The sequence below is a fragment of the Pseudomonas rhodesiae genome (assembly GCF_007858255.1).
Classification (GTDB): domain Bacteria; phylum Pseudomonadota; class Gammaproteobacteria; order Pseudomonadales; family Pseudomonadaceae; genus Aquipseudomonas; species Aquipseudomonas rhodesiae.
On record NZ_VFEU01000004.1, the window covers coordinates 117,074 to 133,681 of the forward strand.

General features: G+C 63.4%; 3 protein-coding genes. All 3 read right to left on the reverse strand.

Translation table 11 applies throughout. The features are described 5' to 3' along the window. Nucleotides 1–191: 191 nt before the first annotated feature. Nucleotides 192–2,900, reverse strand: coding sequence for a hypothetical protein (locus FIV35_RS07495; protein ID WP_231980907.1), 2,709 nt, complete (start codon nt 2,898–2,900; stop codon nt 192–194). A gap of 160 nt (nt 2,901–3,060) precedes the next feature. Beyond that, complete coding sequence (locus tag FIV35_RS07500; RefSeq protein WP_034138810.1) at nt 3,061–3,504, reverse strand: hypothetical protein; 444 nt, start codon at nt 3,502–3,504, stop codon at nt 3,061–3,063. A 163-nt stretch (nt 3,505–3,667) separates the two neighbouring features. Next, on the reverse strand, nt 3,668–16,564 hold the full coding sequence (locus FIV35_RS07505) for a non-ribosomal peptide synthetase (RefSeq protein ID WP_034138811.1): 12,897 nt from the start codon (nt 16,562–16,564) through the stop codon (nt 3,668–3,670). Between the last annotated feature and the right edge of the window lie 44 nt (nt 16,565–16,608).

The window sequence follows — 16,608 nt, forward strand, 5'->3', positions numbered from 1 at the left end:
TAGTGAGCGCTTCATCCATAACGTCGACAACTGTCAAAATTGACAGGTTTAGAGCTTGACGCCGAGGTCTCAGACGAACGGTTCATCAACTCGCCTCACCGCAGATGAACCGTCACGAACTGCCTCAACATGGAATAAGCACTACATTTTTTGACACAGCGTACGCACGCAGCCCGCACACGAGCATCCAATCAAGTCCTGTAGCACATGCTGAAGTTGTCAATAAACGAGTAATCTTCCACATGAATGAGCATTGACTTGATCGCAGTACCAGGCGTCGTAGTGTGTTCCACCCAGAACCCGCCTTGCCAGTCGTCAGGATAATTGGCCGAGGTAATCACCTGACCATCTTCGTCGTAGAACGTGACGTGTGCCGGGCGTTGCTTCCAGGACCAACTGAACCGGACCGACTCCAATGCTCGACTAAATTCAATGCGGTGCAATTGCGGTGGGACTTGATACCCGACGTTTTGACACATGACAAAATGATTGCCCGAATAGAACTGATTATTGCCATATCGGACAATACCCGCCAAACCCGCCCCAGATTCAAAGGTTATCGTCATCAACGGCGTCTGGATGCGGCCCCCTGCGCTGTACGTCCCCCGCGCCAAGTCTTCAAATCGCTCTATTTCACAGATCAGAATTCTGCGCACAACCAAGTTCAGCACTGGAAAAACAATCCCATCTCGCTCGTGCTGGCTTTCATCTGTCGTCGCAGTACAAGTGACGACAAGAGGAGAGTCATGTTTCAAAAGTTCAAGGTGCGCTCGGTCCAACTTTCGGACCAGCCCTTCATTCACATCATCCTGCGTGAGGATCGAGCCGTTGGAAACATAGAAGGTATAAGCGCTGTCGTCCTTTTTTACCCCCGTACATTTCAGCCAGACCCGCTGCCCCACTAACGCGAACCACCATTTTTCCACAGTGATCGAGGCATCTCCGGCAAAGCTCGCCAAATCCAGAAGCCCGCCCTGGGTAGCCGGTGGTGTTGCCTGCGGTACGACAGGTGTCGGCAAGCGCACAGGCTGGCTGATCGTTAACTTCAGCACCTTGGATTCACGCACCTTGCAAGCACTTGCAACGGTGTAACTGACCTGGATCGTTTGCCCCGCGCCTCGAATCACGGCTTCGCGGGGAATGGAAAAATCAACATAACCTGATTCGCTATTACCTGGCTCAGGCCCCAGTGGTAGACGGGCGCCGTTTGGTTTGACCCAATAGCCAGTGATGGTGTCATTGGGATTTATCCGCTCATATGCGACTCGGACTGTCACGCCGAATCGACCATTCCAGATCGTCAGCTGCGAGCCGACCGCTTCAAGTACGGCCGGCGCAGTGAGCTCCACGTTTTCTTGAACCAAGTGGAACCGCCTGCTTGGAAATTCCAACGCCGTTTCACGCTCACACAAACCATCGAAGCTGGCGGCAAAATGCAAGACCATGACGCTGCAGTCGGCCAGTTCGCGCAACTTGTCCCGTGCGATCGCGGTAGCCACACCATCGGCCAGCCAAGCGGTCGTCAGGGGTTCACTGACCAGAACATCGAACCCATGGGCACTGCCATCCTCAAGCACCCCGGTGATCCACATCCAGCAACAAGCCCCCTCCTTCGCATAATCCCAGATCGGCACCAAAGCGGTTGCATCGCCGTGGAATGTGTTGAGATCCAGCACCCCGGACGTTACCTCTTCAATGTCCGGTGTGGTGAGTTGAGGACCTAACACCTTGACTACCCGCTCCGGCGAACGCTGGGGTGCGTAGTGGTTGAACTGAAGGCTGTAGTCCAGCGTCAGGGTTTGGTTGAACAGCGCCGCGAAGAGGTCGGGAGCGACATCAAACGACAGACTTGCTTGGCCCGCCACGACGTCCTGGCAACCGAGGGGCACTCGCACGCCATTCGGCCCAGATGCATAAGCGCAGACATGATCGTCTTGAGCCATGCCGTCATAGGCGACGATGGCGTGCCCACCGTTGACGGTATTGGCCGGGTTGACCTGCCAGTGACCCGGTGGTAACTCCACCGATTCGCGTAAGTGCGGGGCAGAAAGTTCCTGGGTCGGGTCGACCTCCAGCAACGACGTAGTGCGTAGGTGAAAGTCTTGCGCGTTGACGGGTAGCGGGTTCTCAAGCATGGGGTCGCCCGGTTCCGGAAACACAGGTACGGTTGTGTCCCAGATAACGCCCAAGTGGGCGGTGATTGCCGAGTAGTCCCCAAGCCTGGACAACCATCCGCGCGACAGGCGAAACCTGAAGATGTGATCCGCGTGTGCCTCACCGGGTTGCACCACATGCCCCAAGGCCACCCAGATGAAACGATAGGGCGCGATGTGCTGATTACCGGCAACGGTGACAAACAATCGCTGCCCCGGATAGATCATTGGCCAGGCTTTGATCTCGACAATTTCATCGCCGCTGAAATTGTGCATCCTCAGCCACCACGTGTTCCACTCGTTGGTCGAATTCTTGAACACGGGCCTTGAATCAAGCAGGTCATCCTCAAGGATGTGCTGAACCTGCAGCTCCAGCGTCAAGGACTCACGGAGCTGCCCGCCAACGGTGGCTGTGTACCGCATCAAGACCGTGTGCCCGATGCAGTAACTGATTAACTGGGCGGGGATCTCGACGACATCCACCCCATCCTCGACAGACACCGGCTCGAATGTTGGCTCCTCCTGGCCTTCGATAGCCATATAGAACAGGACATGGGTGGCCCCCGCCGGCAGAGTCAACGTCGCGCGGGTGCCCTCCAGCACGTCCATGGGATACAGCACACTGTTATTGGCAGCGAATTCTATGATCGGGTAAGGCAACTCCGCCTTTGGCTTTGCCGAGGAAACCTGCGCTGGGATAGAGGCATGTGAAGGGGCGGTAGAAGCGGGCACGGTTTTTTTAGCCACGATAAGACTCCTTTCCAACGTTGGATACGGTCGGTGGGCCTGGCCTTTAGGTCAGAAACTCCGTTATCTAACGCTGGGAACGTGAGCCTTGCCTACTGTCAAAGTTGACAGTTCTGATGAATGATCAGGCACGGCACGACCAGTGGCATGGACATACCTTTCAACCAGTCTCTTCATCAGGATTTCCAACTTCAGCCGGCAGTTGGGCCGGCAAACCATTCGTGATCCAGGCTGCTTGGCAAGTGATCGACTCGTAGCGTGGTTTTTGCCGTGCCAGCCAGCCACGGGCGATGGGAAAAGTTAGGCGTTCACCGGAAGCTATATCATCAGCCGTTAACGCGTAGTCGTACGCCACAGTGTAGAAAGCCGGTTTCCCACTGCATTGCTCAATCACAACGGTGCAGTAAACCTTATCTCCTTGCTGGGCAAGATCCGGCAGCGGGATCTCAACGATCTCGTCCCCTTCGTGATCGTGCATGTCGTATGTTGGCGTGTTCTGGTAGATTTTTTCGTCGATTAATCGAGGTGCGAGCACTTTACCTTGCTCGGTTGCGTGGCCGCAGAAATGGGCGAGGATAGCCGGGTCAACTTGGACTGGCGCCATCGAGGCGTGGTATCTACACGTCCTCGATGAAAACACAGCCTGAGAAAGTGAAGCTTTTATGGTGAGTGGGCTGCTTCGCAGCCCGGCGCAGGGCAAGCCTGCTCATACCACAGAGTTATGTGTCGGCCTTCAGGACTTGAGTAAGTGTTATGACCATCGCAGATCAGAGCCCTTCCAACTCCGCCATCAAATCACTCAAGCGATCCACCTTCTCCACGCTGATCTCACTGCCCGCCAACCCGTCGATGTACTCGGCCAGTTCCGCCACGGTGCTGCACTCGAACATCGCCCGCAGCGGTACGTCCCGTTGCAGGGTTTTCTGCACACGCGAGGCAATCTGTGTGGCCAGCAGCGAATGCCCGCCCAGCTCGAAGAAGTTGTCCTGCACACCGACCCGCTCGACTTTGAGCACTTCGGCCCAGATGACGGCCAGGGTGGTTTCCAGTTCGTTGCGTGGCGCCAGGTAATCCTGGCGGTGCAACTGGCCGATCTCCAGGGCCGGTAGGGCGTTGCGGTCGAGTTTGCCGTTGGCGTTGAGCGGCAGGCGTTCAAGCCATAGCCAATGCACCGGCACCATGTACTCCGGCAGTTCGGCGCGCAGGCGCTGTTTGATACGGTCCAGGCGCTCGCCGGGGTTGAGCGCGCCATCGGCCGCCACCAGGTAGCCTACCAAGTGCTTGCCGTTGACGCCGTCCTGCACGCCGACGGCGGCATCGCGCAGGTCGGCTTGTTCGTGCAGACGCGCTTCGATTTCCCCCAACTCGATCCGGTAGCCGCGAATCTTCACCTGATGGTCGATCCGACCGACATATTCCAACACCCCATCGCTGCGCCGCCGCGCCAGGTCGCCGGTGCGGTACAGGCGTTCGCCCGGTGCGCCGAACGGGTCGGGCACGAAGACCGGCGCAGTACGCAACGGGTCGCCAACATAGCCGCGTCCGACCCCGGTGCCCGCCACGCACAACTCGCCGACGGCGCCTTGGGGCACCAACTCCAGTGCGCCATCGAGCAGGTACAGGCGGTTGTTGTCGGTGGGTGTCCCAATCGGCAGATAAGTGCCACGGGTCGAGGCCAGGTCGACGCGGAAGAACGCCACGTCATCGGAACATTCCGCCGGGCCGTACGCATTCACCAGGCCGATCTCGGGGTAGCGTTGCAGCCACTGGTGCGCCAGTTCAGGCGGCATCGCCTCGCCGGTCGGCAGCATCCAGCGCAGGCCGTCCAGGTGCAGGCGCTCCTGGGCGAGCATGCCCTGAATCAGCGACGGCACGCTCTCCAGCACGCTGATGCCCTGGGCCTGCACATGGGCCAGCAAACCTTGCGGGTCGTGGGCGATGCTGTTCGGCACGATATCCACCCGCGCGCCAAACAACGGCGCGGCGAGGAATTGCCACACGGAAATATCGAAACTCTGGGAGGCGGTTTGCGCGATCACATCCGCTGCGGTCAGGTCCAGGTACGGCACTTTGCTCAACTGGTTATTGAGCATGCCGCGCTGTTGCACCATCACGCCTTTGGGCAGGCCGGTGGAGCCGGAGGTGTAGATCACATAGGCGAGGTTGTCCGGGCCACTGTAGACACCCGGGTTCTCACCACGGGCCGGCACTTCGTCCCATACCAGCAACTGGCAGTCGATACCGTCCAACAACGCGATGGCCTGTTCGCGACACGCCTCGCTGCACACCAGCAGCGGCGTACGGCTCAGCTCGATAAGGCGGCGCAGACGCTGGCTCGGCAAGCCCGGGTCCAGGGGCAAGTAGCCGGCCCCGGCCTTGAAGCTGCCGATGATCATGCCCAGCAATTCCAAGTCGCGTTCGGCCAGCAACGCCACCGGTTGATCCAGGCCGACACCCGCCGCGATGAGTGCGTGCCCCAGGCCATTGCTGCGGCGATTCAGTTCCTTGTAACTCCAGTGCCGGTCCAGGCAACTGGCGGCGATACGCTGTGGATGCACGGCTACCTGGGCTTCGAACAGCTCCACATAGCTGCGCTCCAGCGGGTAGGCGTGTTCGCTCTGGTTGCAGCCGTGCACCAGGAAATCGCGCTCCTGTTCGCCCATCAGCGGCAAGTCGGCCATGTCGCCATGGAAGCCCTGCACCAGCGCCAGCAGCAGGCGTTTGAACTCGGCGAGCAAGCCTTGCACGGTGCTTTCGTCGAAATAGCGTTGGTCATAGGACAGGTGCAAGCCCAGGTCATCGCCCGGATAGCACACGGCCGTCAGCGGGAAATTGGTGTGGGTGCGCCCGGAATCCGAGGTGGCGTTCAGGCTGTGGGCGCGGTCCAGTACCGTGGTGTCCACCGGGGCGTTTTCGAACACGAACAGGCTGTCGAACAACGGCTGGCCCTTGGGCAGTTCGCTGTGTTCCTGGATAGTCACCAGCGGCAGGTATTCGTACTCGCGCAATTGCATATTGCTGTCGAGCAGGCCGTTCAACCACTGCCGCACGCTGCAGGGCTGGCCTTCCTCGGGCAGTTGCACCCGCAGGGCGATGCTGTTGATAAACAGGCCGACCGTGTGTTGCATCTCGGGCATGTCCACCGGACGACCGGCCACGGTCACGCCAAACACCACGTCACGGTCTCCGCTCACCCGACGCAGCACCAGCGCCCAGGCCGCCTGGGCGAAAGTGTTGACGGTCAGTTGATGGGCCTGGGCCAATTCACGCAGCTGTGCGCCGTCGTGCGCATCGAGGCGGGTGTAGCAGTCGCCCACCACCATGCCGCCGCTGTGGCCGGCGTGTTCGCGCAGGAATGGGCGGTCGCTGGGGATCGGCGTGGTGCGTTCGAAGCCTTTCAGGTTCTGCTGCCACCACTGGCGCGCTTCGCTCAGGTTGCGGCGTTGCAGCCAGGCGATGTAGTCGCGATAGCGCGGCGGCGTGGCCAGTTGCGCGTCGCGGCCTTCACCCAGCGCCAGGTAGATTTCGAAGAAGTCGTTCATCAGCAACGAACGGCACCAGGCATCGATCAGGATGTGGTGGTTGCTCATCATGAACCAGTAGCGCGCCTCGCCCACGCGAATCAGCCGCAGGTGGAACGGAGCCTGGTTGAGCAGATCGAAACCGGCCTCGCGCTCGGCCTTGAGCAGCGCTTGCAGGCGCGGCTCATGCTCGGCCTCCGGCGCGTGACGCCAGTCCAGGTACTCGATGGGGGTGCTACCCGGTGCGTGAATCACTTGCAGCATGTCTTCGCCGACGTTCCAGCAGAACGACGCGCGCAAGGCTTCGTGACGGGCGATCACCGCTTGCCAGGCCTGGGCGAAACGCTCGGGGTCCAGCTCGCTGTTGATGCGGTAGCGGTCCTGCATGTAGTACAGGCCGGTACCCGGTTCCAACAAGGTGTGCAGCAGCAGACCTTCCTGCATTGGGGTCAGCGGGTAGACATCTTCGATCACATGGGCGGGCACCGGCAGGCTGTCCAGTTGTGCCTGGGTCAGGCGCGCCAGAGGGAAGTCCGACGGTGTCAGGCCACCGGCCTGGTCGCTGAGGCAGTGTTCGATCAGGCGGTGCAACTCGGCCAGGTAAGCCTCGGCCAATGCGCCGATGGTGCGCGCATCATAGCGTTCGCGGCTGAAGGTCCAGCGCAGCAGCAATTCACCGCCGTAGACCTGGCTGTCCACGCTCAAAGCATTGGGCAGCGGCGCGTCCGGGTCATGGGCCTGGCCGGCCGGCTCATCCAGCGGATGGAACAGCGCATCGGCGCCGAAGCTCTGGTCGAACTGGCCAAGGTAATTGAAGGTGATTTCGGCGCTCGGCAGCGCCGCCATCTGCTGCTTGCAACCGGCGTCCGCCAGGTAGCGCAGCACGCCATAGCCCAGGCCCTTGTGGGGCACCGCGCGCAGCTGTTCCTTGATCGTCTTGATCGAATCGCCCTGCCCGTCTTGGGGCGTGAGACGCAGCGGGTACGCGCTGGTGAACCAGCCGACGCTACGGGTCAGGTCGATATCGTCGAACAGCGGTTCGCGGCCGTGGCCTTCCAATTGGATCAACGCCGAGGCGTGGCCGCTCCAGCGGCACAGTACGCGGGCCAGGGCGGTCAGCAGCAGGTCATTGACCTGGGTGCGGTATGCGCTGGGCGCCTGTTGCAGCAACTGGCGGGTGCGCTCGGCGTCCAGGCGCACGCTGACGCTGTCGGCATCGCGATTGCGCAGCGCGCCATGGGCACGGTCCACCGGCAACGCCACGTCAGGCCCGGCCAACTGCGCTTGCCATACGGCCAGTTCTTCGCGCAGGGATTCGCTGCCGGCATACGCCTGCAGGCGCGCGGCCCAGTCACGCAGCGCGCTGGTCTTGGCCGGCAGGCTGACCGACTGGCCGGCGCTCAACTGGCGGTACACCGTTTGCAAATCTTCGAGCAGCACACGCCACGACACGCCGTCCACCACCAGGTGATGGATCGCGATCAGCAGGCGTTGCTGGCCCTCGGGCCCGTCCACCAGCAGCGCGCGCAGCAGCGGGCCGTGTTGCAGGTCGAGGCTGCGCTGGGTGTCGTTGAACAGCGCGGTGCACTGCGCCATGTCGCGTACCTGGGCCTGCATCAGCACACCGCCATGGGGTACGGCCAGGTGTTCGGCGTGCCACTGGGCGTCGCGCCGGGTAAAACTCAGGCGCAGCGCATCGTGCTGTTCCAGAACCGCCAGCAACGCTTGCTCCAGACGGTGCGGGTCGAGCAGTTGCAGCGGCTTGAGCAGCAGCGCCTGGTTCCAGTGCTGACGGTTGGGCATCGGCGTTTCGAAGAACCACTGTTGGATCGGCGTCAGCCCCGAACGGCCGGTGAGCACGCCTTGCTCGGCGCGAATGTGCTCGGTGCGCGTGGCCACGGCGGCCAAGGCCCTCACGGTCTGGTGCTGGAACAGGTCACGCGGGCTGAAATGAATCGCGGCCTGGCGTGCGCGGCTCACCACTTGGATCGACAGGATCGAATCGCCGCCCAGTTCAAAGAAGTTATCGTCCAGGCCCACTTGCTGCACATTCAACACGGCGCACCAGATCGCGGCCAAGCTGCTTTCAAGGGCGTTGCCTGGCGCCACGTAATGTTGGCGGTTGGCCTCCGGGTCGGGTTGCGGTAACGCACGGCGGTCGAGCTTGCCATTGGCAGTCAGCGGCATGCTGTCGAGCACGATCAGATGCGCGGGCACCATGTAGTCCGGCAGTTGCGCCTTCAGGTGGGCTTTGAGGGCCTCGCGCAGAGGGCCGTGCTCGGCGTCGCTGACCAGGTACGCCACCAGTTGTTTGCCGCTCGGCGCATCCAGCGCCAGCACCACCGCTTCGCGCACCTGGCTGTGTTCCAACAGACGGGTTTCGATTTCCCCCAATTCGATGCGGAAACCGCGAATCTTCACCTGATGGTCGATTCGCCCCAGGTACTCCACCAGGCCATCGGCGCGCTGGCGCACCAGGTCACCGGTGCGGTACAGACGCCCGCCATCGGCGGCAAACGGGTCGGCCACAAAGCGCTCGGCGGTCATGCCCGGACGTTGATGGTAACCCTGGGCCAGACCGGCCCCGCCAATGTACAACTCGCCGCTCGCGCCCTGGGGCACCAGGGCCAGATCGGCATCCAGAATGTACGCCACGCGCTCACCGACAATGCTGCCGATCGGCACGCTGCCAGCGCCCTCCTCCCACTGCGGCGGCGCCAGGCTGGCCAGGGGCATCACCACGGTTTCGGTGGGGCCGTAGGCGTTGAAAAACAGCGCGGGCTGGAACGCCCCACGGATGCGCTGCAAGTGTTCGCCGGTCAGGGCTTCGCCGCCAGTGATGCACATGCGCACCGGTAATGTCTGCCGCTGGGTCGCCAGCCATTGCGCCAACTGGCTGCCGTAGCTCGGGGTAAATCCCAGCACCGTGACGCCATGGTTGCGTATCAACCCGCAGATCTGCTCGGCATCCCATTGCCCCTCAGCCCGCAGCACCACGTGTGCGCCGCTGAGCAACGGCACCAGCAAACGCTCGGTGGCGGCGTCGAAATTGATCGAATAGAAGTGCAATTCGCAATCGTCGGCGCGCATGCCGAAACGCTCGATCACCGCCTGGCAGTGCATGGCGATTTCACCGTGGGACACCACCACGCCTTTGGGCTTGCCGGTGGAGCCGGAGGTGTAGATCAGATAAGCCTGATGCTGCGCCAGGTTGATGCATGGCGGCGCCTCGGCCGGGTAATGGCCCAGCACCGGCAGGTCATCCTCCAGGCACCAGCAGGCTACCGTGGCCGGCAGTTCGCCGAGGGCTTCGAACATCGCCGCATCGCTGAGCAGCAGGCCGATGCCGCTGTCGTCGATCATGTAGTGCAGGCGATCGAGGGGGTATTCCGGGTCCAGCGGCACATAGGCGCCGCCGGCCTTGAGGATCGCCAGCAGGCCAACCACCATCTCCAAGGACCGGGGCAGTGCCAGGCCGACCCGCACTTGGGGGCCCACGCCACGCTCGCGCAGCATCCAGGCCAGGCGGTTGGCGCGCGCTTCCAGCTCGCGGTAGCTGAGGGTTTCACCGGCAAAGGTCAGCGCCGGGGCGTCGTCACGTTGTCGTGCCTGTTGGCTGAACAGCGGATGCAGGCATTGATCCAGGCGATGCACACCGGGCTCGGCGCCCAGGCTGCGCTGCAACTGGCGTTGTTCAGCGGCGCTCAGCAACGGCAATTCGCTCAAGCGCTGGTGCGGGTCGGCGATCAGTGCTTCGAGCAGGTTGCGCCAATGCTCGGCCATGCGCGCGATGCGCGGTTCGTCGAACAGGTCGGTGCTGTAGGTCAGGCAGCAACCCAGGCGATGGTCGAGGTCGGTGACTTCCAGGTTGAGGTCGAACTTGGTGGCGCGCGCATCGTTGGCCAGGTACTCGACGGTCATGCCGGCCAGTTGGCGGCGCTGTTGGAATTCCCAACGCTGCACGTTGCACATCACCTGGAACAGCGGGTTGTACGCTGCACTGCGCGGCGGTTGCAAGGCTTCGACCAAGTGGTCGAACGGCAGGTCCTGATGGGACTGGCCTTCGATCACGGTGTGACGAACGTGCTCGAACAATTCGTGGACATTCATCTGCCCATCGAGCTGGCAACGCAGCACCTGGGTGTTGAGGAACGCGCCGATCAGCCCCTCGCTTTCCGGGCGGATGCGGTTGGCCACGGGGGCGCCGATGCGCAGGTCGGTCTGGCCGCTGTAGCGGTAGAGCAGCACCGCCAGGGTCGCGGTCATGGTCATGAACAGCGTCAAGCCGCGCTCGGCATTGAAGGCCCGCACCCGCGCGGCCAGTTCGTCGCTGAGGTCGAAGCGATACAGCTCGCCCCGATGGCTTTGCACCGACGGCCGCGGACGGTCGGCGGGCAGTTCCAGCAAGGGGTGTTCGCTGCCCAGTTGGGCGGTCCAATAATCCAATTGGCGCTGACGCTCGCCGCTCTCCAGCCATTGGCGTTGCCACACGCTGTAGTCCAGGTACTGCACCGGCAGCGGTGCCAGCGGCGACTCGCGCTCGTCGATAAACGCTTCGTACAGCGCACTGAGTTCACGGGCAAAAATGTCCATGGCCCAGCCTTCGGTGACGATGTGGTGCAAGGTCAGCACCAGGTAATGCTCCTGCTCGCCGGCCTTGACCAGGCACGCACGCAGCAACGGCCCGGTTTCCAGGTTAAACGGTGTATGGGCTTCGTGATCGGCCAACTGCTGCAGGCGCTGCTGGCGCTCGGCAGCATCGAGGGCGGACAGGTCCTGCCAGTCCATGCGCACGCCGGTCTGCGCCGCGACGTGCTGGCAGGCCACGCCATCGACGCTGGGGAACGTGGTGCGCAGGGTTTCGTGACGCATGATCAAGGCCTGCAACGCGGCTTCGAAACGCCCCACATCCAGCACCCCGCGCAAGCGCGCCATGCCGCCGACGTTGTAGGCCGGGCTGTCCGGTTCCATCTGCCAGAGAAACCACATGCGCTGCTGGGAATAGGACAGCGGCACCGGCTGGCGACGGTCGACCCTGGCGATGGCGGTGTGCTGATTGCGCTGACCGGCCGCCTGGATCAGCGCGACCTGTGTGGCAAATGCTTCAAGCTCGCTGGCGTCGAACAGGGTGCGCAACGGCAGCTCGACATCGCAGGCCTGGCGGGTGCGGGAAACGATCTGGGTGGCCAGCAGGGAGTGGCCGCCGAGGGCGAAGAAATCATTGCGCAGGCCCACCTGCGGCACTCCAAGCACCTCGCGCCAGATCGCGGCGATCTGCTGCTGCAAAGGCGTCGCGGGTTCCACATGTTCGCGGGTGTGCCACACCGGCTCAGGCAACGCGCGACGGTCGATTTTGCCGCTGGGGCTCAGGGGCATGGCATCCAGGCGTATCACCTGCGCGGGCACCATGTACTCCGGCAGCTCGGCGGCCAGGGCGGCTTTGACGTCGCGTTCATCCAACGGGGTGTGCGCGGTGTAGTAACCGATCAATTGCCCGTCGCGTACCAACACCACGGCTTGGGCGACACCGTCCAGGGCCAGCAGGCACGCTTCGATTTCTTCCGGCTCCACGCGGAACCCGCGCAGCTTGACCTGCTGGTCGAGGCGGCCGAGGTATTCCAGCACACCGTCGCGGCTCCAACGCACACGGTCGCCGGTGCGATACAGGCGCGTGCCGGCTTCGCCCAGCGGGTCGGCAACGAAGCGTTCGGCGGTCAGCCCGGCACGCCCCAGGTAACCGCGCGCCAGGCCGATGCCGGCGATGCACAACTCACCCGGCACTCCGGCCGGCAGTGGGTTGAGGTGCTCGTCGAGCACGCGGCAGATCACATTACCCAGCGGCCGACCAATCGGCGAGCGCTCGCCGTCCTCGGCCTGGCAGTGCCAATGGGTGACGTTGATGGCGGTTTCGGTCGGCCCATAGCGGTTATGCAACTGCACCGCCGGCAACTGCGCCAACACGCGATTACGCAGCTCCGCGGGCAAGGCTTCGCCACCGGAAAACAGGCGGCGCAGGCTGGTGCATTCGGCGGCCAGCGGCTCGTCGATAAACAGCTGCAACAGCGGCGGCACAAAGTGCAGCGTGGTCACGCCGTAGGTCTGCACCAACTGTGCGATGCGGTGGGGGTCACGGTGTTCGCCGGGCCCGGCCAGTACCAGGCGGCAGCCGCTGATCAACGGCCAGAAGCACTCCCATACCGACACGTCAAAACTGATCGGCGCCTTCTGCATCAGCACATCGCTGGCGTCGAGCCGATAGGTGGCCTGCATCCATTGCAAGCGCTCGGCCAGAGCCCCGTGGGTATTGCCCACGCCTTTGGGCTGGCCGGTGGAGCCGGAGGTGTAGATCACGTAAGCGAGGTTGTCGCTGTGCAGGTGCAGGCCCGGCGGCTGAGTCGGCCAACTGTCCAGGTGCAGGCTGTCCATGGCAATCACGCACACGCCCTCGGCGCTCGGCGCGCGATCGAGCAGTGCGGTCTGGGTCAGCAGCAGGTGCACGCCGCTGTCCTTGAGCATGTAGGCCAGGCGCTCGGCCGGGTAGTCCGGGTCCAGTGGCACGTAGGCGCCGCCGGCCTTGATGATCGCCAGCAGACCGATCAGCAACTGCGGCGAACGCTCGGCGGCGATGGCCACGCACACGTCCGGGCCGACGCCTTTGTCGCGCAGGTAATGGGCCAGGCGATTGGCCTGGGTATGCAGTTGGGCGAAGCTCAGGCTGCCGCCGTCCCACACCAGCGCGGTGGCGTCCGAGGTGTGCTGGTTGAGGGCTTCGGGCAGCCATTGTTGCGCCGGCGCGCAGGGCGCGGCGTTCCATGCCTGCTGTTCATCGTGCGGCAGCAACGCAAGGTCGCCGAGGGCCAGGTGCGGCTGTTCGCACACGCCGTGCAGCAGGTGGATAAAGTGTTCGGCCAGACCCTGGATAGTCGCCGCCTCGAACAGTTCGTCGGCGTAGTCGAACGACAGACTCAGGCGCCCGTTGCGGTCCTCTTCACTGTGCAGTTGCAGGTCGAACTTGGCCTCGCGGCTGTGCCATGGCAACTCGTCGGCGAGCATGCCCGGCAGGCGGCGCAGCGCGCTCAAGTCCCGCTGCTGATGGTTGAACATCACCTGGAACAACCCCTGTTCGCGAGCCTGGGGGAAGGCTTCCAGCAGTTGTTCGAACGGCAGGTCCTGATGGGCCTGGGCGCCCAATGCGGTTTGGCGGGTAGCGGCCAGCAACTCATTGAACGGCAGGCGCCCATCCAGCTCGGCGCGTAGCACCAAGGTGTTGATAAAGAAGCCCACCAGGCTCTGGGTTTCCTGGCGCGGGCGGTTGGCGCTGGGCACGCCGATACGGATATCGCGCTGGCCGCTATAGCGGTAGAGCAAGGTCTGGAACGCCGCGAGCAGCAACATGAACGGCGTGGATTCATGGGCCTGGGCAGTCTGGCGAAGCGCTTCGCTAAGGCTCGCGCTCAAGCGCACGCTATGCCGCGAGGCGCTGCGGCGGTGCTGGGCCGCACGCGGGTGATCGGTCGCCAGGCTCAGCACCGGGTGCTCATCGCCCAGTTGCGCCTGCCAGTACGCCAGTTGACGCGAGCCCTCACCGTCGGCCAGCCATTGGCGCTGCCAACTGCCGTAGTCGGCGTAGCTTACGGTCAAAGGTGGCAGTGTCAGGGTTTGGCCCTGAACAGCGGCCGAATACAGGCGCGCGAACTCGTCGAGCAGGATCGACAACGACCAGCCATCGGCGATGATGTGGTGCAGCGTCACCAGCAACTGGTGGTCTTCATCGTCCAGGCGCACCAGGGTTACCCAGAGCAGCGGACCTTTCTCCAGATCGAACACGGTGCGCGCTTCGTCCTCGCGAATCTGCTGCGCGCGGGCTTCACGCTCGGCGGCGGGTAAATCGCTGAGGTCGATCAGTTGCAAGTCGAACGTGACTGCGGCGTCGATGCGCTGATAGGCCTGGCCGTCGCGCTCGTAAAAGCGCGTACGCAGGGCGTCGTGGCGCTGGATCAACTGCTCGAAGCTGGCGCGCACCGCGTCTTCATCCAGTTCGCCGCGCAGGCGCAGGGCGCCGGGGATGGTGTACGCGCTGCTCTGGGGGGCGAGTTGCCAGGTGATCCACAGGCGATTCTGCGCCAGGGACTGAGGCCGTTCGTCGTGAGCAGACAAGGCGCGGATGGCCCCTTGAGCCACCCCGCCGTCCTGTTGCAGGTGCGCGACCTGTGCGGCGAAACCTTGCAGGGTCGGTGCCTCGAACAACAGGCGCAGGTTCAGCTCCAGGCCCAGGCTTTCACGCAGGCGCGCAATCACCTGGGTGGCGCTGATGGAGTTACCGCCGAGCAAGAAAAAGTGGTCGTCGGCTGCCACGCTCGCGACCTGCAGTTGCTCGCACCAGATCGCGGCGATCTGGCGCTGCAGTTCGGATTCCAAGCTCGCCTCAACGGCCAACACCTGCCGATCGGGGAATTGCGCATAACAATCGAGACTGCCATCGGCATGGCGCAGTGCGCAGGCGGCGCGCTGCACCTTGCCGCTGGAAGTCTTGGGCAAACCGCCGGGGTTGAGCAGCACCACCACACACGGCGCTTCTTGATAGGCCTCGGCCACCGCTTGACGAATCGCTTTGATCAACGCTTCGGGCGGCAGGATTTTCTGCACGCTGCGGCTGATTTCGGCGGCGATGCCGATACCTTCCAGGCCCTGATCACTGACGGCGAACGCCGCCACCCGACCCTTGCGCACCACTTCCACTTCGCGCTCGATGGTCTGTTCGATGTCCTGGGGATAGAGGTTGTGGCCGCGCACGATCAACAGGTCCTTCAGGCGACCGGTGATGTACACCTCGCCGTCGCGCCGAAAGCCCAGGTCACCGGTGCGCAACCAGGTACGCCCGGCGTGCGACACAAAGGTCTTGGCGGTGGCTTCGGGGTTACGCCAGTAGCCGTGGGCGATGCTCGGCCCGCTGGCCCAGAGTTCGCCGACGTGGTTGTCAGCCAGTTCGCTCAGGCTGTGGGGGTCGACGATCAACACCGCGTGGTCCGGCTGCGCCGTGCCGCAGCTCATGATCGCACTGCCCTGCCCTGGCTCGGCGCGGTTGGCGGCCAGCGCCGCGTCGTCCACCCGCAGCGCCGGGATACCCTGGCCACGACGGCCGCCGGCCACAAACAGTGTGGCTTCGGCCAGGCCGTAGGAGGCGAAAAAGTTGTTGGGGCTGAAGCCGCACACCGCGAATTTGTCGGCGAAGCGCTCCAAGGTGTCAAGGCGGATCGGTTCGGAACCGGAATAGGCCACGCGCCAGCGGCTCAGGTCGAGACGCTCCAGGGCCGATTCGCTGACCCGCTCACTGCACAAGCGATAGGCAAAGTCCGGACCGCCGCTGATGGTGCCGCCGTATTCACTGATCGCTTCCAGCCAGCGCAACGGCCGACCGAGAAAGTACGCCGGCGACATCAACACACACGGCACGCCGCTGAAAATCGGTTGCAGCAGGCCGCCGATCAAGCCCATGTCGTGGTACAGCGGCAGCCAGCTGACGATCACGTCGTCCGGGTTGAGGTCGATGCCAAAACCACGGCGGATCAGCACTTCGTTGGCCACCAGGTTGCCGTGGCTGACTTGCACGCCTTTGGGCAACGCGGTGGAACCGGAGGTGTATTGCAGAAAGGCGATATCGTCAGCTTGCAGGTCGACCGCGACCCACTGTTCGGCAAGCTGCGCGTCAAGGGTGTCGACGCTCAGCACCGGCGGCGCGTTGTGGAGTTGCGCCAGGCCGTCGCTCAGACTGGCGATGGTCAGCAACAGGCGCGGCTCGGCGTCGCCGATGATCGACAGCAGGCGCTCCTGATGATGGCGACGCGTGGACTCCGGCGGATAGGCCGGCACCGCGATCACCCCGGCGTACAAGCAACCAAAGAACGCTGCGACGTAGTCCGGGCCGCTGGGGAACAACAACACCGCGCGGTCGCCCAGGCTCGCCTGCGCCTGCAACGCTGCTGCGATGGTGCGGGCGCGCTGGTCCAGTTCGCGATAACTGAGCACCACGTTGTGCTCGGCCGACTCGGCGAGAAAACGCAACGCCACCTGATCCGGGGTGTGCGCGGCGCGATATTGAAGGGACTGGACCAGTGTGCGGGGAAGTTCGAAGGCGTCCATCATGGGGTTCCTGCCTGAAATCGGCTTACGGGGAAATCGGAAAAATG